The following is a 25,555-nucleotide window of genomic DNA, read 5'->3' on the forward strand; positions in this document are numbered from 1 at the left end:
GCTCTTCAGCCGCGGGCGCCCGGGACGGCGTCGTCGGGGTCGGGGTCGGGCACATCCTCCGCGCCGGCCGGCGCGTCCGGGAGCGGTTCGTCCGCCCGCACCGCCCCGGTGAAGCCCTCCTGCCGCAGCGGTACCTGGGGCCCGGAGAGCTCCCTCAGCCAGCGGGCCAGCACCCGGTGCACCGCCTCCGCGCCCACCGGCCCGGCCGGAGACACCGCCCCGGGGGTGTCCGCCGCCACGGCGTCGAGCGGGTCCGTCAGCGTCCTCGGCCACAGCAGGAACGGCCGCGACTGTTCGCCGCCGAGCCCCCCGTGCGAGCCGATCTGCTCCTCGAAAGCGTGTACGCGACCGGTCCCGGGGTCGTACACCGAGTTGACCATGACGTCCGCCACGTGCGGGAAGGTGTCGGTGCGCCGCACCGCGTCCGCCGCACCCGGCCCGAAGACGGCGATCGGCCCCTCCCCGTCCCTGAGCTCCGCCACCGGGACCTCCGTCCCGTCCCGGCCCAGCACCACCGACCCGTGTTTCCCGCTCCGTACGAGCAGGAAGCCGATCCCGGGATGGGCCGCGAGCGTGCCGAGCAGTGCGGGGTAGCGGCGGTCGAGCTGTTCGCGCGAGGCCCGTCCCTCGATGTCCGGGAACGACAGCAGCCCCAGGTTCCCGGAGGCGAGCACCACCGGGTCGGAGGGCTTTTCGGGGTGCTCCGCCTCCTCTTCCCCGTCGACCGGCCTGTGCAGTGCGATGCGGACCGCGTCGCGGGCTTCCGACGCGCTGCGGGTGCGCTGCGCCCGGCGCGGGACGGGCAGCCCGCAGCCGGCCCGTACGAGGTCCTTGAGGGTGAGGCCGTACCGTCCCGCGAAGGTGTCCCCGGGGCTCTGGCCGTGGTCGGACAGCAGCACGATGCGGTAGTCGCGCGGGGTGTGGTCCGCGATCTTCAGAATGAGGCCCAGGGAGCGGTCGAGCCGGGTCAGGACCTTCTCCGCGTCCCTGCTGAACGGCCCGGAGTGGTGGGCGACCTCGTCGTAGGCGACCAGGTCGGCGTAGACCGCGGTGCGTCCCGCGAACATGTCGCCGATCACCGCGGCGACCACCACGTCGCGTTCGACGACGGTCGCGAACGCCCTGATGAAGGGGTACAGACCGCCGCGCTTGACCCGGGGTGACTCCTTCCGCACCCGCGCCCGGACGGACTGGCCCATCTCCCGGCCCACCTCGGCGACGAAGGAAAGGGCCGTACGGACGGCGTTGGCCGGGTCGGAGAAGTAGGCGAAGTAGCCGGCGCGCGAGCGGCGCCCCTTGCCCAGTCTGGCGGCCATCGACAGGACCAGGGCGAGCTGGTCCGCGCCGCCGCTGAAGAGGTTGCCCCGGCTCGCGCCGTCGACGGTGAGCAGCCCGCCGTCGTGGGTGCGGGCGATGGCCCTGCGCTGCAGTTCGAGTGCGCTCGCCGGTCTGCTGGAGACCATGACGGTGCCGGTCTCCTTCTCGAACCAGCGGAAGGCCGGTACGTCGAAGTTGCTGCCGTGCAGGATGCCGAGCTGGCTGGCGCCGGTCTGGCTGGACCAGTCGGTGGTCCACGGGGTCAGCCGGTGGCCGGCGTCGTCGGCGAGCAGGCCGGCCACGGTCGGCATGAGGCCGTCGGCCGCGGCCTGTCCGAGTACGTCGTGGCCGACACCGTCGAGCTGGACGAACACGATGCCGGGCGGGCCGCCGCGCCCGCCGTCCGCGCTCTGCGGTGTGCCGCTGCGTCTGCGGCGCCGGTCGGCGAGGCGGGAGAGTCTGCGCCGGTAGGCGTCGTCGTCACGGACCGCGAGGGCGGTGGAGGTCGCGGAGGCGACGGCGGACATGACGGCCGCCACGAGGACGGCGGTCTCCGGGGCGGCGTCGCCGCGCCCGTCCGGGATGAGTCGCAGGGCGATGAGCAGCAGCGAGCCGTTGAGGAAGAAGACCAGGGCGCCCAGCACCAGGGCTGGAACGATGAGCAGGGCTCTGACGAGCACGGGCCACACCAGCGCGGAGAGCAGACCGAAGGCACCCGCACCCCAGGCCGCGGTGAAAGCGGTCCTCGTGACGGTGTCCCCGTCGTCCGCCTGGAGCTGGAAGTCGGGCAGGATCCCCGCCAGTGCCAGCATGGTGAGGGTGGAGACGGCCCACACCGAGATCACGCGTATGAGGGTTCCCCCAGCTCTACGCCATCGCCCGTCACTCACGCCGTTCCACCTCACGTCCGGGCCCGGTGTTCGTCATGGGCCCGTGTCAAGCCTGTCATAGCCCTTTCCGGCTTCTTCGAGGCCCCGGGCCCTCTGCGGGTATCAGCAGCCGTCGTATCCCGCGGTCGGCATGGAGAGCCTGCGGTGGACACTGGCCTTGGTGCGCGCGGTGTAGAGGGGCTCCTCAAGGCCGGCGATCTCCAGCCGGACGCCGCGTCGCTCGCACTCCGCCTCGAAGTCCGGCACCGAGGCGAGTGCGCGGGCGAGCACCCGGTCGTTGGGGGCCACGAACAGCTCGACCTGTCCGTCCTCGCCCCCCGACCACAGGGCACGGTGATCGGGGCGCAGCCCGTAGACCCGGAGCTGGCGGGTGACGACGTATCCCCGGTCGGCGGCCCAGCGTGCGCACATGGCGTGCTGGCTGCGGGTGTCGACGAGGAACGGGTCGCCGTCGAGCTCCTCCAGCGGTGTGAGGCTGGCGATGGCCGCCACCCGTAAGCCTGCGCTGACGTCGTCCATCGACGGATCCCCCCGTACTCGGATGCTGGCGACGACCCTACCCCTGCCGTAGCCCTCCGTAGCCGCCCGCTGCCGTTCCGGAACCGGTGTGCGGAAGCACTCCGGCGTGGGACGGGCGCGGAGCGCCTACCCTCGTACGCGTACGGGGACGACGGGGGCGCGGGCGAGGAGGCGGGTCGGTGGAGGTCACCTGGTGGGGTCATGCCACCTGCACGATCGAGGACACCGGGGTCCGGGTGCTGACCGATCCGCTGTTCGCGCGGCGCTTCGCGCATCTGCGCCGGCGCCGGGGTGACGTCCCGCCGCCGGAGGCCGCGGTCGCCGACGCGGTCCTGATCTCCCACCTGCACTCCGACCATCTGCATCTGCCCTCCCTGGCCCGTCTCGCCCCCGGCAGCCTGCTGATCGTGCCCCGGGGCGCCGTCCGGGCCGTCCCTGGCCTCCGCCTGCTGCGCCGGGCACGGGGACTGCGGATCTCCGAGGTCGCCCCGGGTGACGTGGTGCGGGTCGGCGAGGTCCTGGTCCGCGCGGTTCCGGCCCTGCACGACGGGCGCCGGCTGCCGGTCGGCCCGCACCGGGCGCCCGCTCTCGGGTACGTCGTCGAGGGCGAGGCCCGCACTTATTTCGCCGGGGACACCGGGCTGTTCGACGACATGGCCGACGCGGTGGGTCCGGTCGATGTGGCGCTGCTTCCGGTCGGCGGCTGGGGGCCCCATCTGGGCCCTCACCATCTGGACGCGGCCCGCGCCGCGCAGGTGCTGACCCTGCTGGAGCCGCGGGCCGCGGTGCCGGTGCACTACGGCACGTACTGGCCGATCGGGATGGACGGGATCCGGCCGCACGAGTTCCACGCGCCGGGGGACGAATTCGTCCGGAAGGCGGCGCGGGTGGCACCGGAAGTGACGGTGCACCGGCTGGGGCACGGCGAGCATGTGAGGCCGGAGGCCCGAAGATGATCGAAGTGCTGCGGCAGCTGCCGACCGAGGCGACGCAGCAGGCCGTCGGCTACCCGTCGTTGTTCCTGCTCGTGGCGCTGGGGTCGCTGGTGCCCGTGGTGCCGACGGGGGTGCTGGTGAGTTCGGCGGCCGTGGTGGCGTTCCACCAGACGTCACCGATCGCCCTGCTCGTGGTGTTCGCCGTGGCCTCGGGCGCGGCGTTCCTCGGGGACATATGCCTGTACTGGCTGGGCAAGCGCGGGGTGCGGTCCAAGAACGGCTCGAAGTGGCTGGAGGCGATCACCAGCCGGGCCGCTCCGGAGCGGCTCGCCCAGGCGCGGCGGAAGCTGGACGAGCAGAGCGGGACGGTGCTGGTGCTGTCCCGCCTGATCCCGGCCGGTCGGATACCGGTGATGCTGGCCTGTCTGCTCGCCCGGATGCCGCTGCGGCGGTTCGCCCGTGGCGATGTGCCCGCGTGCCTGGCCTGGGCGGCGACGTATCAGCTGATCGGTCTCCTGGGCGGTTCGCTGTTCCCCGAACCGTGGGAGGGCGTGCTCGCGGCGGTCGTGCTGACGCTGCTGATCAGTGGAGCCCCTGCGCTCTGGCGGCGGCTGCGGACTCGCATGGCCGACTGAGGGGCCGGTGCGCCGGCCGGACACCGGTCAGGCTTCCAGGACGCGTGAGCCGCCGACCGGCAGGTCCCAGAGGTCGGCGCGCGGGTATCCGGCCTGCTGCCAGGCCGTGCGGAGCCGGGTCAGCGGTTCGAGCACCGGTTCGGCGGAGAGCAGGAACGTCGCCCAGTGCATCGGGGCCATCGCGCGGGCCCCGAGGTCCTCGTACGCCTGGACGGCCTCCTCGGGGTCGGTGTGCACGTCCGAGAGCCACCAGCGCGGTTCGTACGCCCCGATCGGCAGCATGGCCAGGTCCAGGCCGGGGTAGCGGCGGCCGATCTCCTTGAACCAGTGGCCGTAGCCGGTGTCCCCCGCGAAGTAGAGCCGCCGTCCCGCCGCGTCGCCGATCACCCAGCCGCCCCACAGGGACCGGCAGGTGTCCAGGAGGGTGCGCTTGGACCAGTGGTGGGAGGGCACGAAGTCGAACCGGACACCGTCGAGTTCCACCGATTCCCACCAGTCGAGCTCGGTGACGCAGGTGAAGCGGCGGCGACGGCACCAGCGGCCGAGACCGGCGGGTACGAGGAGCGGGGTGTCCCTCGGCAGCCTGCGGAGGGTCGGGGCGTCCAGGTGGTCGTAGTGGTTGTGGCTGATCAGGACCGCGTCGACATCCGGCAGTTCCTCCCAGCGGACGCCGACCGGGGTGATCCTGGCCGGGGTGCCCAGGATGCGCCGGGACCAGACCGGGTCCGTGAGAACGGTGAGCCCGCCGATGCGGACGACCCAGCTGGCGTGTCCGGCCCAGGTGACCGCCGTCGTGTCCGTGTCCGTGACGGGCAGCGGCCGGGGTGCGTACGGCAGCCGGTGAATACCCCGGAGCCCCTCGGCGTTGGGCCGCAGGGCGCGCTCCCTGGCCAGACGCGTCATGCCCCTGACACCCGGGAGGGGTGCGGTGAGCCGGTCGGCGAAGCTGCGGGGCCAGCTCCGGAGCTCGCCGAGGCGGCGCGGAGGGGCGACGGGACGGCCTGTGGGCGCGCGGCCGGCGCCGACGAACGGACGCTCGGTCTGTTCCGTCATCGAGAGGCTCCTGTCATCGGAGTTCATCGAGGGCTGCTGCGAAAATGCTCAGTGCTCGGGCGACATGGGGCAATTCCAGGGGCTCCACCGCAGTGAGGGACTCCCTCTGCTGCTCCGGGGTTGAGCCGAGCAGTGGACCGGTACTCAGTCGCACCCGCAGCGCTCCCAGTTCGTCCCCGAACCGGTGACCGCCGGGAGCGGGGGCACCGAGACGTTGCGTCAGGTAGTCCTCCAGCTCCATGGAGTCCGTGACACCCCGGGCGGCCAGCCGGGGGCGCAGCGGGCCGAGATCGGCGTAGAGGTGGCGGCCGGCCTGCGGCGGCCTGGCGAGGGCGCCGACGGTGAGCACCGCGCGGTGTGCGGCGGAGGCCACGTGGGCCTGGAGGTGCGCCGCCTGCCGGATCCTCGCCCGGACGGCCTCCGGTTCGTCCAGCGCGTGGGCGGCCGCTCTGGCGACCGGCTCCGCGACGAGGGCGCCCAGCGCGGTGAGGATGTCGAGGACCCGGGCACGGCGCGCTGCGGCGCGGGCGGTGGCCGGAAAGCGTGCTACGGCGACGGGCCAGGCGGACGGGGTGAGGGATCCGGCCAGGTCGGACAGGACGGTGACGTCGTCGGGGCACATCTCGGCGGGGCTGAGCAGGACGGTGTCGTGGGGCCGGTGCAAGGTGTCACGCCAGGTCTCGTCGCTGACGATGTGCAGCCCTTCGGAGACCGCGGCCTCGCACGCCTCGCGGACCAGTTCCGGCGGGGCGAGGGTCGCGGTCGGGTCGTCGACCACGGAGATCAGGAGCAGTCGGGGCCTACCGCCCTCGGCGCGCACCCTGCGTACGGTCTCCAGCAGGGCGTACGGGTCGGGGATACCGCCGCACTCGGCGGGGGTCGGCACATGGTAGGCGGGCCGGCCCAGCAGCCTTGCCTGCGGCATCCAGGTGGCGGGGCAGGGCCGGGGCATGAGCACGTCGCCGCCGTACGCGGCGATCAGGGCGAGCAGGAGCGGCTGGGCACCCGGGGCCGCCGCGATGTTCTCGGGCCCGCCGTGCAGGCCCCGCCGGTCCCAGTAGGCGGCGGCCGCTTCCCGCAGAATCGTTCCGCCTCCGGGGGGTTCGGGACGGGTCCGCGCGGCCGACGCGGCCAGTACGCGGGCGAGCTCGGGCAGCACGGGAAGGCCGGGGTCGGGGGCGGGCGGCCCGTACCGGACCGGACCGTGGTCCTCCCCGAGGGGGCGGGGAGGCTTCCGCGCGCTCGCGTGCATCCCGGTGCCTCCCTCCGACTGCGTCGCCCTCAGGCCCTTTATACGGAGGTTCCCCGGGGTCCGCCCCCGCACCGGCTGCGGATGCGCCGGAAATACGTACTCCGGCCCTCCGTCCGCTCATCCGCCGAACGGTGTCCCCGGCAGCCCCTGACCCACGTCCGGCAGCACGAGCAGGGAGCCCGACAGCGGATGAGGTGCGTCCAGACCCGTCCGGGCGGTGGACACGTACAGGTCGCGGAGGCCGGGCCCGCCGAACGCGCACGCCGTGGGCCGCCGGACCGGAAGCGCCACGACCCGGTCCAGCCGGCCGTCGGGGGTGTAGCGGTGGATCGCCGCACCGTCCCAGAGGGCGGTCCACACGCAGCCCTCGGCGTCCACCGTCAGGCCGTCCGGCCAGCCGGAACCCTGCTCCACGGTGGCGAAGGGGCGCCTGTTCAGGACACGCTCCCCCGCCACGTCGAAGACGTCGATGCGCCGGGTGGGGGTGTCGGCGTAGTACATGAGCCGGCCGTCCGGGCTCCATCCGGTGCCGTTGCTGACCGTCACCGTGTCCAGGACGCCGCTCACCGTGCCGTCCGGGGCGATCCGGGACAGCGAGCCGCCCCCCTCCGCCTCGTCGTAGCGCATGGTGCCCGCCCAGAGCGCGCCGTCCGGTGCCACGGCCGCGTCGTTGCCCCGCCGCCCGGGAACGGGCTCGTGGACCAGCCAGGAGAAGGCGCCGTCGGCGTCGTACAGTCCCGTGCCGTCCCGCAGGACGACCACGAGGCCGCCGCCCGCCCGTGGCTTCGCGGCTCCGACGTGCTGGCCGGTGGCCATGACCGTACGGCGGCCGGTCGACGGGTCGTAGGTGTGGACGCGCGCGGAGAGGATGTCGACCCAGATCAGCCGCCCGCCCGCCTGGTCCCAGGTGGGGCCCTCACCCAGCTCGGCCCGCTCCCGCACGGCCACTTCCAGGGCCGGCCTCATACCTGGCCCCGGTGGTGTCCGAGCCGGCCGGACAGCGCGTCGGCGCCGCCCGCCGCGAGCTGGGCCAGTTCCGCCTCGCGCTCCTCGCTCCAGCGGATCATCGGCACGGAGATGGAGAGCGCGGCGACGACGCGTCCGGACCGGTCCCGGACGGGCGCGGCCACACAGCTCACATCCGGGTTCGACTCCCGGTGCTCCACCGCTATGCCCCGCTTGCGCACGACGGCGAGCGCGGCCCGCAGTTCCAGGGCGTCGGTGAGGCTGTTGTCGGTCATGGCGATGAGCTCGCGCCCGTCGAGGCGGGCGTCCAGCTCCGCCTCCGGGAGGGCGGCGAGCAGCAGCTTGCCGACGGAGGTGCAGTGGGCGGGCAGCTTACGGCCCGCGGCGGAGACCATACGAACGGCGTGCGTGGAGTCCACCTTGGCGATGTAGATGACCTCGGTGCCCTCCAGGATCGCCACATGAACCGTCTCGCCACATGTCTCGGCGACCTCACGGGCCACCTGCTGACCCTCGGCCGCCAGGTCGAGCTGCTCGGCGTAACGGCTGCCGAGCTGGTACGTGCGCACGCCCAGCCGGTAGCGGCCCGGCTGTTCCGGCACCGTGACCAGGTAGGACCGTGCGGCGAGTGTGGTGAGCAGTTCATGGACGGTGGTCCGCGGCAGTTGGAGCTTGCGCGTGACCTCGGGGGCGGAAAGGGTTCCCTCGCCCTGGAGAAAGAGTTCGAGAACATCCAGCGCCCTGGTCACCGCAGGGACGAGTCGTCCCATGATCGCCCGCCAATCTCGTTCGACACTCCGGTCAATGACCGGAATCACGAACGCAGGCTAACCGCAGGGAACTTGTCCGGGCAACGTCCTCGGCGCGACGGAGCGGGCGGGACGGGGGCAATCCACCGCATTCCCTCTGATTCGACCGGGAGTCGGCGGAGTCCACCCTGCGCGTCTCCTGGTTCACCACCCGGTCGCAGGGTATTCGCTGTCCCATGTCGACAACGAGCAGCCTCCCCCACCCCGGCCGCTGGCGGGCCCGGTTCCACCAGCGCGATCTCGCCGCGTTCCAGCGCGTGGCGCAAAGACACTGGCCCGGCGCCGAGTCGGTCCTGCCTCGGCTCAGCCGCAGCGCCAATCACGGCCTGCTGTGGTTCGGGGCCGCCGCGGGCATGGCGGCGCTGGGCTCCGGGGCACGGTCCAGGAGGGCGGCGCTGCGCGGGATCGCCTCGCTGGCCGTGGCCTCGGCCGCCATCAACACCGTGGGCAAGGGGGCGGTGCGCAGGGAGCGCCCGACAGTGGACCTGGTCCCGGTCATGAGGCAGCTGAAGCGGCAGCCGTTCACCACGTCCTTCCCCTCCGGGCACGCGGCTTCCGCGGCGGCCTTCGCGACGGGCGTCGCCCTGGAGTCCAGGGGCTGGGGCGCGGTCGTCGCCCCGGTGGCGGCGGCCGTGGCCGCCTCCCGGGTCTACACCGGGGTCCACTATCCGAGCGACGTACTGGCCGGTGCGGCGCTCGGCATAGGGGCCGCGTTCGCCCTACGGGGCGTCGTGCCGACCCGTGGACAGCTGCCGGCTCCGGGCCGGCCGCCGGCCGAGGCCCCCGCACTGCCCGCCGGCCAGGATCTGGTGGTGGTCGTCAACCGGGAGTCCGGTTCCGCGACCGCGGCGGCGACCCTCATCCGCGATGCGCTGCCGCTCGCGGAGACGGTGGAGTGCGCGCCCGCCGATCTTCCGGGGTGTCTGGAGAAGGCGGCCCGGCAGGGCAAGGCCCTGGGGGTCTGCGGGGGCGACGGAACGGTCAACATGGCGGCGGCCGTCGCCGCGACGCACAGCATGCCGCTCGCCGTGTTCCCCGGCGGGACCCTCAACCACTTCGCGTACGACCTCGGCATCGAGACCGTGCACGACACGGTGACGGCGCTCACCTCGGGCGACGCGGTCCGGGTCGACCTGGGCCGCTTCCGGCCGGGACCTCAGGGGCCGGGCGGGGCACACGGCTACTTCCTCAACGCCTTCAGCCTGGGCGTGTATCCGGAACTCGTGCGGACCCGGGAGCACTGGGCACCCAGGATCGGCGGCTGGCCCGCGGGAGTGCTCGCGGCCCTCGAGGCACTGCGCGGCTCACGCCCCCTGACGGCCGAACTCCAGGGCCGACGACGGCCGTTGTGGCTCCTCTTCGTGGGCAACGGGCTGTTCCAGCGAGTGGGTCCCGCACCGGGCCGCCGCCACAACCTGGCGGACGGCCTGCTGGACGTACGCGTGGTGCACGGCGGCCGCACCCCCGGCCTCCGGCTGCTCGCCGCAGCGGTCGCCGGACCGCTGTCCCGGTCGCCCGTCCACGCGGCCGTACGCCGCCGCAAGGTGCGGCTCGCCGGGCTCACGCCGGGCACTCCGTATGCCTACGACGGCGAAGTGGCGCACTCCGGAAAGGAGTTGCTGATCGACAAGCTGCCGGAAGCGCTGACGGTGTACTGCCCGATGCCGCTGTAAAGACGACCGCATGATGAGACGCCTATCTCAGAATCCGACATCGCGGCGTACCGTCGACTCCCACGCCCGCGACTGAGGTCCGAGAAGGGACGTACGGCCATGCCGAAGGAGACAGCCGTCTACACACACGGCCACCACGAGTCGGTACTGCGCTCGCACCGATGGCGGACCGCCGCGAACTCGGCGGCGTACCTGCTCGGCGAACTCCGTCCGGGCCAGGCGGTTCTGGACGTCGGCTGCGGACCGGGCACCATCACTGCGGACCTCGCCGCGCTGGTGGCGCCCGGCCGGGTGACCGCGGTCGACACCAACCGCGACATCCTGGACCGCGCGGCGGCGGCTGCCGCCGACCGCGGCCTGGACAACGTGGAGTTCGCCACCGCTGACGTCCACTCCCTGGACTTCCCCGACGACTCCTTCGACGTGGTCCACGCCCATCAGGTGCTCCAGCACGTGGGTGATCCGGTGCAGGCGCTGCGCGAGATGCGGCGGGTCTGCCGGCCCGGCGGCGTCGTCGCGGCCCGCGACAGCGACTACGCGTCCATGACCTGGTATCCGGAAGTGCCCGGGATGCGGGAGTGGCAGGAGCTGTACAGCCGGGTGGCCCGCGCCAACGGCGGCGAGCCCGACGCCGGGCGCCGGCTGCTGTCCTGGGCACAGCGGGCCGGATTCACCGACATCACCCCTACGGCGGCGGCCTGGTGCTTCGCCACCCCGCAGAACCGTGCCTGGTGGAGCGGGCTGTGGGCGGACCGCACGACCGCGTCGGTGTACGCGAAGCTGGCGGTGGACGGCGGTCATGCGAGCACCGGACAACTGACGGCGATCTCGGACGCCTGGCACGCGTGGGGCGAGGAGTCCGACGCATGGTTCATGGTGCCCCACGGCGAAGTGCTCTGCCGGGTGTGATCCGGTGACGGGTTCCGGAATCGATCACATGCGGACCGGTCGGCAACTACCCTCGTCTGCATGGAAATCCTGGGAACCACGCTGCGTATCTGCGTCGACGACCTGGAGGCCTCGGTGGCCTTCTACGAGGGCCTGACCAGCACTCCGGCACTGCGCTTCGAGCGCGGCGGGGTCTCGGTGGCCGCGATCGGCTGCTTTCTGCTGATGAGCGGCCCCGAGGCGGAACTGGAGGTGCTGCGCAAGGTGTCGGCGACCATCGCGGTCAAGGACGTGGACGAGGCGCACGCGGCACTCACGCGGGTGGGCGCGAAGGTCATCGCGGGCCCCGTGCCCACCCCGGCAGGACGCAATCTGATCGCCCTGCACCCGGACGGCTCGGTCTTCGAGTACGTCGACCGGAACGTGCCCGCCTGACAACGTGCAGCCGAGCAGCGCCCCGGCCGTGCGGTCGGGGTACGGGGCGGTCACGGTGTGAGCAGCGTCTTCACCATGCCGTCCGCCTTCTCCTGGAAGGTCTTGTACGCCTTCGGCCCGTCGGCGAGCGGCAGGTGGTGGGTGGCGAAGCCGTCCACACCGAGCGGGTCCTCGTCGACGAGCAGCGGCAGGATGGACGGCACCCAGTTCCTGACATTGGCCTGCCCCATCCGCAGCTGAATCTGCTTGTCGAACATCTTGAGCAGGGGCAGCGGGTCCACGGCACCGCCGTAGACACCGGAGACGGACACGGTGCCGCCCCTGCGCACCACGTCGATGGCGGTGAGCAGAGCGCTGAGGCGGTCGATGCCCGCCCGCTCCATGAGGACGCGCGCCGCGGGATCGGGCAGCATGCCCACGGCCCACTGCCCCGCCTTGGCCACGGGCGCTCCGTGCGCCTCCATGCCGACCGCGTCGATGACCGCGTCGGTGCCACGGCCGTCGGTGAGGTCGCGCACGGCGTCTCCGAGGTTCTTGCCGTACTCCCGCAGGTCCAGGATCCGGACACCGCGCGCGGCGGCCCGCTGCAGGCGGTCGGACACCAGGTCCACACCGATGACCAGCCCGGCACCGCGATGCAGGGCGATCCGCGCCGCCATGTCCCCGATCGGCCCGAGTCCCAGGACCGTCAGGCTGCCGCCGGGTGGCACGGCCGCGTACTCGACGGCCTGCCAGGCGGTCGGCAGGACGTCGGAGAGGAAGACGAACCGGTCGTCGGGCGGGCCCTCGGGGACCTTGACCGGCAGGGTGTTGCCGAAGGGGACGCGCAGCAGTTCGGCCTGCCCGCCGGGCACCTGCCCGTAGAGCTTGGTGTAGCCGAACAGCGCGGCGCCGCTTCCGTGCTCCCGGACCTGGGTGGTCTCGCACTGCGACTGGAGCCCCTGGTCACACATGAAGCAGTCGCCGCAGGAGACGTTGAACGGGACCACGACGCGGTCCCCACGCTTGACCGCGGTCACCTCACGGCCGGTCTCCTCCACGATTCCCATCGGCTCGTGCCCCAGGATGTCGCCCGGTTCCAGGTAGGGGCCGAGGACCTCGTACAGATGCAGGTCCGATCCGCAGATGCCGCTCGAGGTGACCCGGACGATGATGTCCGTCGGGTCCTGGACGACCGGGTCGGGGACCGTCTCCACACGGACGTCCCGCCGTCCGTGCCAGGTCAGTGCACGCATGCGCCTTCTCCTCGCTCGTCCGAGTGGGTTCACGCTCGTCGCCCCGTCCCTCCGTTCTACCGCGCTCCCGCGCATACCGTGAACAGGAGCTGGGGCAGATCCCCGGCCGCGGGGACCGGCCGGGCGCGCGGGCCCGCCTGCGGGGCGACCAGGCCTCCCATTAGGCCGATCGAGTGACACCCCGGGCTGCCTCCCGCCGGCCCCGGAGCCGACATGTCGGCTCCGGGCAGCCCGCGTAGCATGGCTGGTGATCTCGCCGTTCCCACCCGTCCGATTTCTGTGTGTGGAGGCGTCCATGGCCATTCGCCATCAGCTGATCCATCACCCGCCCTCGGCCCTCTGGTCGGTGCTGGAGCAACCGGACCAGTACGGGAAGTGGGTCGTGGGAACGCAGGAGTCCCACCCCCTGAGAGGGCGGTGGCCCGAGGTCGGATCCTCCATCGGGTACACCGTGCGCCTCGGCCCGAAGGAGTTCCAGGGCCATACCACCGTGCGCCGGCTGGAACGGCCGGAGGTGCTCGAACTGGAGGCGCACAGCGGGCCGCTGGGCACGGCACGCATCGCGTTCGACATCCGCCCCTGGGGTGACAGGACGCTGGTGCTGCTCACCGAGCACCCGCTGCAAGGACTCGGCGGAGCCCTGCACAACGTCGCCCTGGACGCGGTGCTCCAGTTCAGGCACCGCGCCATGCTGGGGCGGCTGGCCAAGGTGGTCGACGCGCAGGCGGACCGGCCCGGCCGTCCCGCCGGGTGACGGTCGCGAGCGTCAGCCACGGGTCCTGGCCGCGCACTCGGCCACGACCGTCCGGAGGCTGCCCGAAGCGGCGAGCAGTTCCCGCTGGGTACGGGCACCGGTCCCCCGTGTCAGCACGGCCCGCAGGGCCCTGTCCACCGATGCGCGGTCCCCGCTGTCCTCCAAGGCGTCGCCCACGTGGCTCAGCAGCGCGTGCGCGACGTCGACGGCCGGCTCGGGGCGCATGCTGAGGGGATGGAGCAGCCGGCCCTCCACCCCGGAGCGGGCGGCCTGCCAGGCGGCCATGCGCAGGACACTCACCTCGACCGGGTCCGGCGGCTCTCCGGACCGCCAGGCGCGTGCCGCCGTCTCCACCAGGCCGCGGGCGAGCGTCGCGAGCAGCACCGTGTCCGCCGGATCCAGGCACACATCGGCCACCCTGACCTCCACCGTGGGGTAGCGGTGCGAGAGCCGGGCGTCGAAGTAGATCATCCCCTCGTCGCGCAGGACTCCCGTGGCGATCAGCGCCCGGATCCGCTCGCGGTACCGGCCCGCGGAGCCGAACAGTTCCACCGGGCCCGCCGAGGGCCAGCGGCCCCACACCCTGCTGCGGTAGCTGTCGTACGAGGTGTCCCGCCCCTGCCAGAAGGGGGAGTTCGCGCTCAGCGCCAGCAGGACCGGCAGCCAAGGCCGCACCCGGTCCAGGACGGCGACGCCCTCCTCGTCCGACTCCACCGATACGTGCACATGGCACCCGCAGGTCAGCTGCTCCTGTGCGGTCAGGCCGAACCGCCGCGCCAGCCACCGGTAGCGTTCGCCCTCTCCGATCGAGGGGCTGACCGGCACCGGGGAGGTCGCCAGGGCCGCCACGGCGGCACCGGCCTGAGCCGCGCTCCGTGCCGCCTCCGCCCGCCGGCGAACGATCTCCTCCGCCAGATCCGCCATCACACCGCGCGGTTCGGTGGCGAACTCGAGCTGCTGGTCGTGCAGTTCGGACTCGAAGACGGAATCCCCCTCGGAGCGGCGTTCCGCCAGGGCCAGCACCGCGGTCGACAGCGCCTGGGGGGCACCGCTCTCCGTGTCGACGAGCAGGAGCTCCTCCTCGACGCCGACGGTCCGCACGTCCGTAGCCCCCTAGCGGGCGGCCCGCTTGCGGAACAGATAGGCCCCGCAGAGAGCGCCTGCCAGGAAGACCCCCAGCAGCGCGGCCCACAGGGGCATCGTGACCTTGGGGATGATCACGCGGATGGTGACCTCGGCGGTGTTCACACAGATGAAGACGATCGTCAGCACCGCCAGCAGGATGACGATGATCCGGGCGGGGCTGAACGCGCCCGCGGTGCCGCTGGATACGTCCTTGGGGCTCATGGGCGGCCCTTTCGCTGGGTCCTGGGGTCCGGGGCCGGGAAACGGCGGGCCCCGACCCCAGGATGCCTTCGTCCGGGGACCGGGGACCGGTGGGCGGCGCCGTACGGGTGACGGTCAGCCGACCACGGGGAGCTCCAGGACACCGGTGTCCTGCGGGGCGCTGACCACGGTGACCGGCTTGGTGCCCCGGTTGCCGAAGTACGCCGTGTCGCTCCCCGCGACCACGAACCGCAGCCGGTGCCCCGCCTCGTACCGGTGCACGACGCCGGGCAGCTCGACGGTGAAGGGGCGGGTGACGTCGGGGACGCGCACCGGGGCGACCAGGCGGTTGACCAGCTTCTGGGTCCCGTCGGGTGCCACGTCGTACACCTTCGCGAACAGGACGAGCTTGTCCGCGGCGTCGCCGCTGTTCTGGACCCGTTCCGTCTTCGGCGAGACGACCTTCAGGGTGGCCTTCGGCGCGCCGACGACGTCCACCGGTGCGGACAGCGGTGCACTGGTCCAGCCGAGGTAGGTGCCCTCGGTGTCGTACGGTGCCGGGTCGGGCAGCCCGGTCAGCCCGGCGAGGGAACTCTCGGAGTGGCTGGTCGGCAGGAGCCAGTTGGTGTACTGCCGGCTGCCGCTGGTGACCTCGGAGCGGCTGTCCACCAGGGCGCCGTCGCCGGAGAGGTACATGGTGCGGGACAGGCCGGGCACGGCGGCCGCGGTGCCGTAACCACTCGCCCAGTCACGGTAGTAGGCGAACTCGGGGCCGGTGGTGGTGCTCTCCTCGTGGTGGAGGTAACGGTCGAACCAGGCGAGGATGCGCTGCCCGACGTAACTGGTCTCCAGATTGCCCGCGCCGAGGTCGAGTTCACCGGGCACCGAGCCGCCGCTGTGGCCCCAGGCCTGCCAGATCATCTTCGTCGTGGTGCCCTGGGCCTCGAGCGCCCGGTAGGTGGCGGTGGCCTCGTTGAGGTTGAACAGGCTGTCGGCCTGGCCCTGGACGAGGAGCGTGGGCGCGGTGACACCGGACAGGTACGAGGCCGGTGAGACGCTCCGCGCGTACGTGAGCATCTCCTGGGTCGCGGCGGCAGGGTAGCGGCCGGAGTTCAGGAGACGGATGGTGTCGCAGGCCCGCGCGGCGAAGTGCAGGCAGCGGAGGCCGCCGAAGCGCGACGGGTCGAGGCTCGGGACCAGCAGGGGCTGAGCCTCACCCAGCAGGTAGAAGCCGTTGGTCCACTGCCACTTGAAAGCGCCTGGCGTGCCGGAGGAGACGCCCTGGGCCGCTCCGGTGGCGTTGGGGGCGAGCGAGTACGCCAGGTCGTTCCAGGTGATCAGAGGGACGAGCGCGTCGACGCGGTGGTCCGCTGAGGCGGTCGCCAGCTGGACGGCCCCGCCGTACGAGCCGCCGATCATGCCGACCACCGGGTCGCCCGGCGCGTCCGTGGTGACGTAGTCGGCCTTGGTGCCGTCGTCGGCGGCGCGTGTACCGGCGAGGAAGTCGACGAGCCCGGAGGCCGCCCTGCCGTCGATCGCGGGGTCGTCGAGCGTGATGAGGCAGCCGGACCTGCCGAAGCCCAGGCCCGAGTAGACGAGGCCGACGTAACCGCGTTCGGCGAAGGCCTTGCCGATGACGTCGGTGGTGCCGTCGGACTTGCTGCCGCCGAAACCGTTGGTGGCGAGGACGGCCGGGGCCGGGTGCTGCGCGTCCACTCCGGCCGGTTTGTAGAGGTCGGCGTCGACCGTGCAGGACCGGTCACCGGCGCGCACGGTGAACTCCAGGGCGGTGACGGTGTACTGATCAGCCGCTGACGCCGGTGGGGCGCCGGTCGGAGCGAGCAGGGCGAGAAGCGCCACCCCGGCGAGCAAGGTGAGCGGACGGCGGAATCTGGGCACAGCACGCGACACATGGACCTCCACACCGAGGACACGTTACCGACCGGTAAGTACCGGGCCCGGCCCATGGTGTGACACACCTCATACCGATGTCAACGTGCGGGAACCCGCGTGTGTCGAGATCATCCGCGCGCACTTCCACGGCCCCGTGTCTCCGGTCGGTGCGTCAGAGCAGCGCCGGCACCTGGGCGGTGAGCGTGCACCTGCCGCCGTCGGCCTGGGCGTCCAGCACCGCCGGTACGCCGAGCGGGACGGTCAGCGCCGTGGGGCCGTGGCCGAAGCCGAGCTCCTCGACCACCGGAATCCCGAGACCGCCGAACCGGTCGGCGAGCACGGACCGCACCGCCCCGTACGGTCCGCAGGCCTCCCACGAGCCGCACACCACCCCGGATATCCCGTCGAAGGCGCCCATGCGCAGCAGCCGGGTGAGGATGCCGTCGAGCCGGTACGGCTCCTCCGTGATGTCCTCGATCACCAGCAGCCCGCCCCGGGCGGAGGTCCGGGCGCACGGGGTGCCCGCGTCGGCGGCGAGCAGGCTCACACAGCCGCCGTAGGTGATCCCCCGGGCCGTGCCGGGGACCAGCGCGGCCGCCGCGTCCAGGCCCAGGGTCTGTACCGACTCGGGTTCGAACAAGGTGGAGCGCAGGGCCTGTCGGGTGGCCGCGTCCTTCAGGAAGACGTCGGTGGCGATCATCGGTCCGTGCAGGGTCGAGAACCCGGCCCGCAGAGCGAACGCCTCGTGCAGCACGGTGATGTCGCTGTAGCCGACGAACACCTTGGGCCCGGCCGCCCGGATCGCGGACCAGTCCAGGAGATCGACCATGCGGTGGGCGCCGTACCCTCCCCTGGCGCACAGCACGGCGTCCACGGCCGGGTCGCACCACGCGTCCTGGAGGTCCCGGGCACGGTTCGCGTCCGTACCCGCGAGGTGATCCAGTTCCGGGTGCGTGTCGAGTACGTGGGGGGCCACCACAGGGTCGAGGTCCCAGCCGCGCAGCAGGTCGAGGCCGCGCTCCAGCCGTTCGGCGGGCACGGGGCCGCTGGGAGCGACGACCGCGACCCTGGCGCCGGGCCGCAGCCGGGCAGGGCGGGCGAGTGGCTCAAGGGTCACTTCTTCAGCTCCAGCCGGGGCACATCGGGACGTTCGATACCGAACGTCTGTGCGTACAGGGAGAGTTCCGCCTCCAGTGCGCACCTCATGGTGTCGGCGCGGCGGAATCCATGGCCCTCCCCCTCGAAGGTGAGGTAGGCGTGCGGGATCCCGCGCCCCTGCGTCGCGGCGAGGAAGCGCTCGCACTGGACCGGTGGGCAGATCGGGTCGTCGAGGCCCTGGAGCAGCAGGAACGGCGCGGTGATCCCGTCCGTGTGGTTGACGGGCGAGCGCTCCCGGTAGCGCTCGGGTACCTCGGCGTACGGGCCCACGAGCGATTCCAGGTACTGCGATTCGAAGTCGTGCGTCTCACCGGTCGCCCAGCCCTCCAGGTCGAGGATCGGATAGCTGATCGCTCCGCAGGCGTACACGTCCGTCCGGGTGAGGGAGGCGGCGGTGGTCCAGCCCCCGGCGCTTCCGCCCCGGATCGCCAGCCGGTCACGGTCGGCCGTGCCCTCCTCGGCCAGCCCCAGGGCGACGGCCGCGCAGTCCTCCACGTCGACGACACCCCACTGTTCGCGGAGCCGTTCGCGGTAGGCGCGGCCGTAGCCGGTCGAGCCGCCGTAGTCGACCTCGGCGACACCGATGCCCCGGGAGGTGAAGTAGGCGATCTCCAGATCGAGTACGAGCGGGGCGTGACCGGTCGGGCCGCCGTGCGCCCAGATGACGTAGGGCGGCAGCTCGTCCTCGGGTCCGGTGCGGTCCGGGTGGCGCGGCGGGTACACCTGGGCGTGGATCTCGCGGCCGCCGGGCCCGGTGAAGGTGCGGATCACCGGCTCGGGGTGGTAGGCGGGGTCGACCGCGTCCTGGTGGGGCGCGCCGATCGTCCGGGTGTGCCCCGTGGCCGTGTCCAGCTCGACCACCTCGTACGCCGTGTGGGGGCTCGCGGCGATGCCGATGACCCTGGTGTCCTGCACGGCGAGCGTCTCCGCCCACGCGGTCCAGGGGCCCACGGCGTCGACGAGTTCGCCGGTCTCCGGGTCGAGCACACCGAGCGCGGTGGTGCCCCGGCCGTGGATGACGGCGATCAGCCCGTTGTCCAGGAGCTGGAACCAGCGCAGGCCGATCTTCCACAGCGGTCCGCCGAACTCCTCGCTCCGCACGGCGCAGAGACGGCTGCTGGGCACGACCGCGTCGGCGACGGCGTCGGGCCTGAGCCGCTGGAGCTCCCACCAGCCTCCGACGTCCGAGACGAAGAGCAGCGATCCGTCCCGGTCCCACTCCACCTGGACGACCGACTCGTCGATGTCGCCGACCAAGGGCCGGACGCCGGTGAATTCGCCCTCCGCGGTGACGTCGGCCATCTTCACGACGGTGCCGTCCCACGGCATCTGCGGATGGTCCCACGCGATCCAGGCGGCCCGACCGCCGTCGTGCGACAGCCTGGGGCCGGTGACGAACCGGTTCCGGTCGTCGGTGAGTTCGCGTACGGCGGCGCGGTCCCCGGCAGCGGATCCGTCCAGCGGCACGGCGGCGATCACCCGCCGCACATCGGTGGGCGACTCGCCGGTGAACTCCTCCAGCACGCACCACACCTCGGCACGGCCGAGGTGCACCTGCGGGTCCACCCAGCGCAGTCCGCCACCGAGGTCCGACACGGGGGTGAGCGGCCACGGTTCGTCGGGCCCGTCCGGCGCGTAGGCGTACAGCCGCTGGTCGGCGAAGTGGACGAAGACGACCAGCGGCCCGCCTTCCTCGCGTGCCGCGCCGGCCCACGGCGTCCCGCCGTACTCGATGACGCGGCTGCGGGGGTTCCACGGTTCAGGAAGCACGGACCGGGTGCTTCCGTCGGCCCGACGGCGCACGAGGGCGCGGCGGCCTCCTTCGGCCGGGCGCGGTTCCGTCCACCACACCTCGTCGCCCACGGTGCCGACGAACTCCGGCCGGCCGTCGTGCGAGGCGGTCAGGGCCGCGTCGATCGGTGACGGCCATGTGCCGTACGCCGCTGTGGACACCATGGTCGGTTCCCCCTCTTCGGTCGGGCGGTGCGGATCGTCAGGCGGTGCGCAGGAAGTGGTCCAGGACGCGGACGCCGAAGTGCAGGGCGTCGACGGGGACCCGCTCGTCGACCCCGTGGAACAGCGCCTGGTAGTCGAAGCCGACGGGCAGCTTCAGCGGGGAGTAGCCGTAGCCCGTGATGCCGAGGCGGGAGAACTGCTTCGCGTCCGTGCCGCCCGACATGCAGTACGGGACGACGTGCGCGTCCGGGTCGAACAGCTCGATGGCGGCGCGCATCTTCGCGTACGTCGGTGAGCCGACCGGGGCTTCGAGGGCGACCTCGCGGTGCTGGAACTCCCAGTCGACACCGGGGCCGGTCAGCCGGTCCAGGGTCTCGCGGAACTCGTCCTCCCCGCCGGGTACCACACGTCCGTCGATCTGGGCGGTGGCACGGCCCGGGATCACGTTGACCTTGTAACCGGCGTCCAGCATCGTCGGGTTGGTGCTGTTGCGCACGGTCGGCTCGACCAGGGCAGCGGCCGGACCGAGCTTGCCGAGGAGTTCGTCCACGTCGAATCCGGGGGCGTCGGGGTCGACACGGATGTGATGGAGTGCGGCGATCTCGGTGAGGGCCGCCCGTACCGTCGGCGTCAGCCGAACCGGCCACTCGTACGCGCCGATCCGGGCGACGGCGGCGGCGAGCCTGCTGACGGCGTTGGCCCTGTTGACCTTGGAGCCGTGACCGGTCCTGCCCTCGGCGGTCAGCTTCAGCCAGCCCGTCCCGCGCTCGCCCGCCGCGATGGGATAGAGCGGCATACCGGGCCCGGCGTGGAAGGTGAAGGCCCCGGACTCACTGATGCCCTCCGTGCAGCCCTCGAAGAGCCCGGGGTGCGAGTCGGCGAGGAAGCCGGCACCGTCTTCCGCGCTCGCCTCCTCGTCGGCCGTGTAGGCGACGACGATGTCACGGCGCGGACGTACGCCGGCGCGCGCCCAGGCCCGGACGACGGCGAGGACCATCGCGTCCATGTTCTTCATGTCGATGGCGCCGCGCCCCCAGACGACGCCGTCGCGCACCTCTCCGGAGAAGGGGTGCACGGTCCAGTCGGCGGCCTCGGCCGGCACCACGTCGAGGTGTCCGTGCACGAGGAGGGCGTCGGCGGACGGGTCGGTGCCCTCGATCCGCGCCACGACGTTCGTCCGTCCCCGCGTGCGTTCCAGGAGGGCGGGCTCCAGCCCGGCGCCGGCCAGCCGCTCCGCGACGTACTCGGCTGCCGGGCGCTCCCGGCAGCCGCCGTCGCCGTGGTTGGTCGTGTCGACGCGGATCAGCTCGGAGGTGAACGTCACCGATTCCGCGAGCGCCCGCTCGTCGACCGCCCCGGTGGGATTGTTCGCCTCAGCCATACTGTTCCTCCACGGCGGCCGACACGATCGTCGTCACCGCCTTGAACGTGCGAATACCTTCGTACATCGTCCCGCTGGTATAGGCGACGCGCCGCTCGCCGCTCGGCGCCACGCCGGGAACCACGGTCGCGGCGCCCGCCAGATGCTCCGCGTCGAACTCCAGCTCCACCGTGTACGAGCCGCTCGTCACCGGCGCGTGGCGTACGGCGAGTGCCGTCGCCCCGGCGGCGGCCGCCCTGATGTCGGCGGCGGTACGGGTCGGGGTGCGGCACACGGCGGCGTAGCGCGAGACGTGGTCCTTCACCGCGACGGTGCGTGCCCCGGGGGCGTAGCCGACGGCGTCCTCGCAGGTCAGGTCGTCGCCGGTGACCAGGATGACGGGGACGCCGTACTCCGCCGCGACATGGGCGTTGAGCAGGCCCTCGCTGGCGCGGACCCCGTTCAGCCAGACCCCGGTGATGGAGTTGGCGAGGTAGGTGTGGGCGAGCACACCCTCCGTGCCGGCGCCCGTGTGGTAGCCGACGAACGCCACGCCGTCGACATCACCGTGCTGGATGCCCTCGACCATGGAGAGGGACTTGTGCTTGCCGGTGAGCATCTGGACGCGCTCGTCGAGCCGCTCCAGGAGCAGGTTGCGCATGCTCCAGTGGGCCTCGTTGACGAGGACCTCGTCCGCGCCCCCGTCGTAGAAGCCGAGTGCCGCGGCGTTCACATCGGAGGTGAAGAGCGCACGGCACCGCTCCCACTGCGGGGTGCCGGGCAGCACATCGGCCGGCCAGGTCACTCCGGTGGCGCCCTCCATGTCGGCGCTGACGAGGATCTTCACGTGCGCGGTCCTGTCGCTGGTCGGTCGCTCCCCCGCCCGTTCCCGGGAAGAGGATCTTCGTGCCGCATCACGGTACGCCCCGGGACAGCGCCGGACCAGAGCCTCAGTGGACTGTCACTGGTCCAGTCCGGTGAAGCCGTCCGCCGCGGGGTGCCGGGCGGCGGACGGCTCAGGGGTCACGCGCGGGCGGTGCCCTTGACGAGCTCCTCGATCCGGGCGAGCTCGTCATCGCCGAACTCCAGGCCGCGGACGGCCTCGACGCTGTTGTCCAGCTGGGCGACACTGCTCGCGCCGACGACGGCGGAGGTGACCCGGCCGCCGCGCAGCACCCAGGCGAGCGCCATCTGGGCGAGGGACTGCCCGCGCTCACGGGCCAGTTCGTTCAGCGCGCCCAGCCGCTCCACCAGGTCCGGGGTGACGGCCTCGGCCGACAGGAACGGGCTGGTCCCCGCCGCGCGCGATCCCTCCGGAATGCCGTGCAGATAACGGTCGGAGAGGATGCCCTGCTCCAGCGGGGAGTACGCGATGGATCCGGTGCCGAGCTCGTCCAGGGCGTCCAGCAGCCCGTCCTCGACCCAGCGGTCCAGCATGGAGTAGCGCGGCTGGTGGATGAGGAGGGGGGTGCCCAGCTCGTTCAGGATGCGGGCGGCCTCGCGGGTCTGCTCGGCGGAGTAGTTGGAGACGCCGGCGTAGAGCGCCTTGCCCTGGCGCACCGCCGTGTCGAGCGCGCCCATCGTCTCCTCGAGCGGGGTGTCGGGGTCGAAACGGTGCGAGTAGAAGATGTCGACGTAGTCCAGGCCGAGCCGGGTCAGGCTCTGGTCCAGCGAGGAACGCAGGCTCTTGCGGGACCCCCACTCCCCGTACGGTCCCTCCCACATGTGGTATCCGGCCTTGGTGGAGATCACGATCTCGTCCCGGAGTCCGGCGAAGTCCGTCCTGAGGGCGCGGCCCATGGCGGTCTCGGCGGAGCCGGGCGGCGGGCCGTAGTTGTTGGCGAGGTCGAAGTGGGTGATGCCGAGGTCGAAGGCCCGGCGCAGGATCTCGCCCTGGCTCTCGGGGGTCCGGTCGCCTCCGAAGTTGTGCCAGAGCCCGAGCGACAGCGCGGGGAGCAGCAGGCCGCTGCGTCCGGTGCGCCGGTAGGGCATGGCTGAGTAGCGGTCGGCGGACGGAAGGTACATGTGAGCACTCCACAGGACACGGCGTAGCGCGCCAGATCTGGTGCGCGGCCTCAAGACTGGCGGAGAACGATCCAGCGGTCCAACAGGAGATTCCGCTGAGATTCATCGTATAAATTGCTCAATCATGGAACTGCGTCAGCTGGAGCACTTCGTCGCGGTCGCCGAGGAGCGGCACTTCACCCGCGCGGCCGAACGTCTGGCCGTGTCCCAGTCCGGACTGTCCGCGTCCGTCCGGGCGCTGGAGGACGAGCTGAGGACGCCGCTGTTCAGCCGTACGACACGGACGGTCCGGCTCACCGAGGCGGGGGCGGCCCTGCTGGTGGAGGCGGAGCGCACGCTGGCGGGTGCCAGGGCGGCGCGGGACGCCGTCGACGCCGTACGGGGGCTGCTGCGCGGCACGCTGACGCTGGGGGTGGAGCAGTGCGTGGCCGGGGTCAGCCCGGCGCGGCTCCTCGCGGCCTTCCACCGGGAGCATCCGCACATGGAGATCAGGCTCCGGCAGGAGGGCACGTCCAGCCTGCTGGAAGGGGTGGCCGGCGGGCGGCTGGACCTCGCGTTCGCCGCGACCGTCAGCCCGCCGGAGTGGCGGGGTGAGCTCGTGCCGCTGGCACGGGAGCCCATGGTCGTCCTGTGCTCCCCCGGCCACCGGCTCGCCCAGGAGGACGCGCGGGTGGCGTGGAGCGAGCTGCGCGGCGAGTCGTTCATCGACTTCCACCCGGACTGGGGGCCTCGGCGCGCCGCGGACGAGGCGTTCGGCTCGGCGGGGGTCCGCCGCACGGTGGCGCTGGAGGTCAACGATGTGCACAGCCTGCTGGAGCTGGTGCACGAGGGCCTCGGGATCGCGGTGGTACCGCACCACTTCTCCCGTAAGCCGGAGGCGGGGGGCCTGGTCGCGGTGGAGCTCGACGGAGCACACCGGCCGTTCTACGAGAGTGTCGTGGTGCTCCCGCCCGCCCGGGCCATGAGCCCGGGGGCGCGGGCGCTGATGGCGTTGGTCCGGGAGGCCCCGCTGCGCTGAACCGAAACCGACAGCGTCCGCTGAACCGGGAGGGGCTGCCCGGCCGTCCCTCACCCGCTCAGTGCCTCGGCGAACGCGCCCGCGTCCACAGGGAAAGCGCGCCGACTCCCTGGCGGGCGGCGAAGGCACGCAGGGAAGCGGCGTCGTCGCACATGAAGAAGATGAAGGCGAAGGGCTACACCTTCACCACCGTCAGCGGCGCGCAGCAGCAGGAGGGATCCGACGCGGAGCGCGGTGCGGCACTGGCCGGCCCCGCACAGGCCGGCGGCGCACAGGGCAACTCGGAACAGGCCGCCCACCGCCTGACCGCCCCTCAGCCCTCGTGTCCCAGCTGGAGATCGCGTTCGGTCCGTCCCCCTCCGGGAAGCTGGAGCACCGTGGCGACCGGCGGGTAACCGGCGGCGATCACGGTGTACTCACCGGTCGACAGGTCCGCGAACCTGAACGCCCCGTCGGAGCCGGTGGTGAGGGTGTCGACCACATGGCCCGCCGCGTCCAGCAGAGTGACCCTGGCGTCATCGACGGCCCGCCCGCCCGGGGCGCGCACGATCCCGCGCAGCACGGCACCGCCCGCCAGCTCGATGTCCTGCCTGGTCTCCCGGGCTGCCTGCACGCTGACCGGGAGAGCGGCGGGGCGGAAGGCCGGGGCGCCGGCCGTCAGCGTGTATTCACCCGCCACCAACTCGCTGATGACATAGGCGCCTTCGTGCCCGGAGCGGGTGGTCGCGACGACTTCGCCCCGTACGTCGGTGAGGGTGACCGCCGCGTCGTGGACGGGGGCGCCGTCGGGTGTGAGGACCGCGCCGGCGAGCCGTCCCGCCCCGCCCAGGACCACATCGAGCTCCACCGGCCGGTCGCCGACGGTCACGTTGACGGCCTGCGGCTGATGTCCGCCCGCGGCGGCGATCAGTACGTAGGAACCGGCCCCGGGCGCGCTCAGCGCGTACCGCCCGTCGTCGCCGCTCGCCCCCCGTCCGACCTGGCGGCGGCCCTGGACGTCGATGAGAGTGAGCGCGGCGCCCCCCACCTCCGTACCGTCGGGGTGCTGGACGCATCCGCACACCGGGATCCCGGAGAGCGGACCGGGCAGCGGCGGGCCGGGGTCGGTGCGGGCCGCGGGGATCGTGGAGTGCGCCACGGTCGGGTCGGGGGCCGTCCGGGGGGTGTGGTGGGACACCAGCGGTTTCTCCTTGAGGAAGAAGGCGAGGAACAGGCCGAGCAGGAGCACCGGCACCAGGTAGAGGAAGATCCGCGGCATCGCGTCGGCGTACGCCTGGATGCAGGCGTCGCGCGGGGCGGGTTCTGGTCGAGCGCCGCGAGCAGCGGGGTGAGCATCAGCCCGAGGAAGACCAGCCGGATCCTGGGGGCCGCTCTCACCCGGTGCGGGTGTTCCGGCGGCGGACGCCGACGGGGGCGGCTCGGACTCCACCACGCCCCCCGGCTCTCTGCCCGGGGCCC

General features: G+C 72.7%; 22 protein-coding genes and 1 pseudogene. 7 read left to right on the forward strand and 16 right to left on the reverse strand.

Annotated features, from left to right (window positions below; all coding sequences use genetic code 11):
* Window positions 1-5: 5 nt before the first annotated feature.
* Both ACFYQ5_RS10085 and ACFYQ5_RS10090 read right to left on the reverse strand, forming a co-directional pair.
* Window positions 6-2,207: a phage holin family protein gene (locus tag ACFYQ5_RS10085; protein ID WP_389195808.1), complete on the reverse strand. Its 2,202-nt coding sequence runs from the start codon at window positions 2,205-2,207 to the stop codon at window positions 6-8.
* Between the two features lie 102 nt (window positions 2,208-2,309).
* Complete coding sequence (locus ACFYQ5_RS10090; protein WP_389195812.1) at window positions 2,310-2,726, reverse strand: hypothetical protein; 417 nt, start codon at window positions 2,724-2,726, stop codon at window positions 2,310-2,312.
* A 179-nt stretch (window positions 2,727-2,905) separates the two neighbouring features.
* Between ACFYQ5_RS10090 and ACFYQ5_RS10095 the strand changes: the two genes are divergently transcribed.
* Window positions 2,906-3,682: an MBL fold metallo-hydrolase gene (locus tag ACFYQ5_RS10095; RefSeq protein ID WP_389195815.1), complete on the forward strand. Its 777-nt coding sequence runs from the start codon at window positions 2,906-2,908 to the stop codon at window positions 3,680-3,682.
* Window positions 3,679-4,296: a DedA family protein gene (locus ACFYQ5_RS10100; RefSeq protein ID WP_389195818.1), complete on the forward strand. Its 618-nt coding sequence runs from the start codon at window positions 3,679-3,681 to the stop codon at window positions 4,294-4,296. Before ACFYQ5_RS10095 ends, ACFYQ5_RS10100 begins: the two co-directional genes overlap by 4 nt.
* Before the next feature lie 27 nt (window positions 4,297-4,323).
* Here the strand turns inward: ACFYQ5_RS10100 and ACFYQ5_RS10105 are convergent, their stop codons facing one another.
* The 4 genes from ACFYQ5_RS10105 to ACFYQ5_RS10120 all read right to left on the reverse strand — a co-directional run bounded on the left by ACFYQ5_RS10105 (window position 4,324) and on the right by ACFYQ5_RS10120 (window position 8,337).
* Window positions 4,324-5,349 carry an MBL fold metallo-hydrolase gene (locus ACFYQ5_RS10105; RefSeq protein ID WP_389195821.1) on the reverse strand — a complete coding sequence of 342 codons (1,026 nt, stop codon included), beginning with the start codon at window positions 5,347-5,349 and terminating at the stop codon, window positions 4,324-4,326.
* A 13-nt stretch (window positions 5,350-5,362) separates the two neighbouring features.
* The gene (locus ACFYQ5_RS10110; RefSeq protein ID WP_389195824.1) at window positions 5,363-6,601 is read right to left on the reverse strand and encodes an aminotransferase class I/II-fold pyridoxal phosphate-dependent enzyme; all 1,239 of its coding nucleotides are present in this window, start codon (window positions 6,599-6,601) and stop codon (window positions 5,363-5,365) included.
* Between the two features lie 117 nt (window positions 6,602-6,718).
* On the reverse strand, window positions 6,719-7,567 hold the full coding sequence (locus ACFYQ5_RS10115) for an SMP-30/gluconolactonase/LRE family protein (protein WP_389195827.1): 849 nt from the start codon (window positions 7,565-7,567) through the stop codon (window positions 6,719-6,721).
* Window positions 7,564-8,337 carry an IclR family transcriptional regulator gene (locus tag ACFYQ5_RS10120; protein ID WP_389195835.1) on the reverse strand — a complete coding sequence of 258 codons (774 nt, stop codon included), beginning with the start codon at window positions 8,335-8,337 and terminating at the stop codon, window positions 7,564-7,566. The genes ACFYQ5_RS10115 and ACFYQ5_RS10120 overlap by 4 nt, the downstream gene beginning before the upstream one ends.
* A 215-nt stretch (window positions 8,338-8,552) precedes the next feature.
* On the opposite strand from ACFYQ5_RS10120, the gene ACFYQ5_RS10125 reads away from it, so the two are divergent.
* The 3 genes from ACFYQ5_RS10125 to ACFYQ5_RS10135 all read left to right on the forward strand — a co-directional run bounded on the left by ACFYQ5_RS10125 (window position 8,553) and on the right by ACFYQ5_RS10135 (window position 11,372).
* Complete coding sequence (locus tag ACFYQ5_RS10125) at window positions 8,553-10,049, forward strand: bifunctional phosphatase PAP2/diacylglycerol kinase family protein (RefSeq protein ID WP_389195838.1); 1,497 nt, start codon at window positions 8,553-8,555, stop codon at window positions 10,047-10,049.
* Window positions 10,050-10,148: 99 nt separating this feature from the next.
* Window positions 10,149-10,958 (forward strand): methyltransferase domain-containing protein, encoded by an 810-nt coding sequence (locus tag ACFYQ5_RS10130; protein ID WP_389195840.1) that lies wholly within the window; start codon window positions 10,149-10,151, stop codon window positions 10,956-10,958.
* 60 nt (window positions 10,959-11,018) lie between these two features.
* The gene (locus tag ACFYQ5_RS10135; RefSeq protein ID WP_389195843.1) at window positions 11,019-11,372 is read left to right on the forward strand and encodes a VOC family protein; all 354 of its coding nucleotides are present in this window, start codon (window positions 11,019-11,021) and stop codon (window positions 11,370-11,372) included.
* A 50-nt stretch (window positions 11,373-11,422) separates the two neighbouring features.
* On the opposite strand, the gene ACFYQ5_RS10140 is transcribed toward ACFYQ5_RS10135, so the two are convergent.
* Window positions 11,423-12,607 (reverse strand): alcohol dehydrogenase catalytic domain-containing protein, encoded by a 1,185-nt coding sequence (locus ACFYQ5_RS10140; protein WP_389195846.1) that lies wholly within the window; start codon window positions 12,605-12,607, stop codon window positions 11,423-11,425.
* 295 nt (window positions 12,608-12,902) lie between these two features.
* Between ACFYQ5_RS10140 and ACFYQ5_RS10145 the strand changes: the two genes are divergently transcribed.
* Window positions 12,903-13,361 (forward strand): SRPBCC family protein, encoded by a 459-nt coding sequence (locus tag ACFYQ5_RS10145; RefSeq protein ID WP_389195850.1) that lies wholly within the window; start codon window positions 12,903-12,905, stop codon window positions 13,359-13,361.
* 12 nt (window positions 13,362-13,373) lie between these two features.
* Here ACFYQ5_RS10145 and ACFYQ5_RS10150 read toward each other — a convergent pair whose 3' ends face one another.
* The 8 genes from ACFYQ5_RS10150 to ACFYQ5_RS10185 all read right to left on the reverse strand — a co-directional run bounded on the left by ACFYQ5_RS10150 (window position 13,374) and on the right by ACFYQ5_RS10185 (window position 23,079).
* Window positions 13,374-14,462, reverse strand: a complete 1,089-nt coding sequence (locus ACFYQ5_RS10150) for a glutamate--cysteine ligase (RefSeq protein ID WP_389195853.1) — start codon at window positions 14,460-14,462, stop codon at window positions 13,374-13,376.
* A 12-nt stretch (window positions 14,463-14,474) separates the two neighbouring features.
* Window positions 14,475-14,708 (reverse strand): DUF1049 domain-containing protein, encoded by a 234-nt coding sequence (locus ACFYQ5_RS10155; protein WP_389195856.1) that lies wholly within the window; start codon window positions 14,706-14,708, stop codon window positions 14,475-14,477.
* 114 nt (window positions 14,709-14,822) lie between these two features.
* A complete protein-coding gene (locus ACFYQ5_RS10160; RefSeq protein ID WP_389195859.1) occupies window positions 14,823-16,598 on the reverse strand; it encodes a CocE/NonD family hydrolase in 1,776 nt (591 codons plus the stop codon).
* Window positions 16,599-16,752: 154 nt separating this feature from the next.
* On the reverse strand, window positions 16,753-17,697 hold the full coding sequence (locus ACFYQ5_RS10165) for an LD-carboxypeptidase (RefSeq protein WP_389195862.1): 945 nt from the start codon (window positions 17,695-17,697) through the stop codon (window positions 16,753-16,755).
* Window positions 17,694-19,694, reverse strand: a complete 2,001-nt coding sequence (locus tag ACFYQ5_RS10170; protein WP_389195865.1) for a S9 family peptidase — start codon at window positions 19,692-19,694, stop codon at window positions 17,694-17,696. Before ACFYQ5_RS10170 ends, ACFYQ5_RS10165 begins: the two co-directional genes overlap by 4 nt.
* A 37-nt stretch (window positions 19,695-19,731) precedes the next feature.
* Window positions 19,732-21,075 carry a M20/M25/M40 family metallo-hydrolase gene (locus ACFYQ5_RS10175; protein WP_389195868.1) on the reverse strand — a complete coding sequence of 448 codons (1,344 nt, stop codon included), beginning with the start codon at window positions 21,073-21,075 and terminating at the stop codon, window positions 19,732-19,734.
* On the reverse strand, window positions 21,068-21,901 hold the full coding sequence (locus ACFYQ5_RS10180; RefSeq protein WP_389195871.1) for a M55 family metallopeptidase: 834 nt from the start codon (window positions 21,899-21,901) through the stop codon (window positions 21,068-21,070). The genes ACFYQ5_RS10175 and ACFYQ5_RS10180 overlap by 8 nt, the downstream gene beginning before the upstream one ends.
* A gap of 176 nt (window positions 21,902-22,077) precedes the next feature.
* Window positions 22,078-23,079: an aldo/keto reductase gene (locus ACFYQ5_RS10185; RefSeq protein ID WP_389195874.1), complete on the reverse strand. Its 1,002-nt coding sequence runs from the start codon at window positions 23,077-23,079 to the stop codon at window positions 22,078-22,080.
* Window positions 23,080-23,203: 124 nt separating this feature from the next.
* Here ACFYQ5_RS10185 and ACFYQ5_RS10190 point away from each other — a divergent pair, with 124 nt between their 5' ends.
* Window positions 23,204-24,097: a LysR family transcriptional regulator gene (locus ACFYQ5_RS10190; RefSeq protein WP_389195877.1), complete on the forward strand. Its 894-nt coding sequence runs from the start codon at window positions 23,204-23,206 to the stop codon at window positions 24,095-24,097.
* A 313-nt stretch (window positions 24,098-24,410) separates the two neighbouring features.
* Here the strand turns inward: ACFYQ5_RS10190 and ACFYQ5_RS10195 are convergent.
* Window positions 24,411-25,400 (reverse strand): annotated as a pseudogene (locus ACFYQ5_RS10195) (collagen binding domain-containing protein); the annotation flags it as partial.
* Between the last annotated feature and the right edge of the window lie 155 nt (window positions 25,401-25,555).

Origin of the sequence: Streptomyces sp. NPDC005794 (genome assembly GCF_042871445.1) — a bacterium.
In the GTDB taxonomy this organism is placed as follows: Bacteria; Actinomycetota; Actinomycetes; order Streptomycetales; family Streptomycetaceae; genus Streptomyces.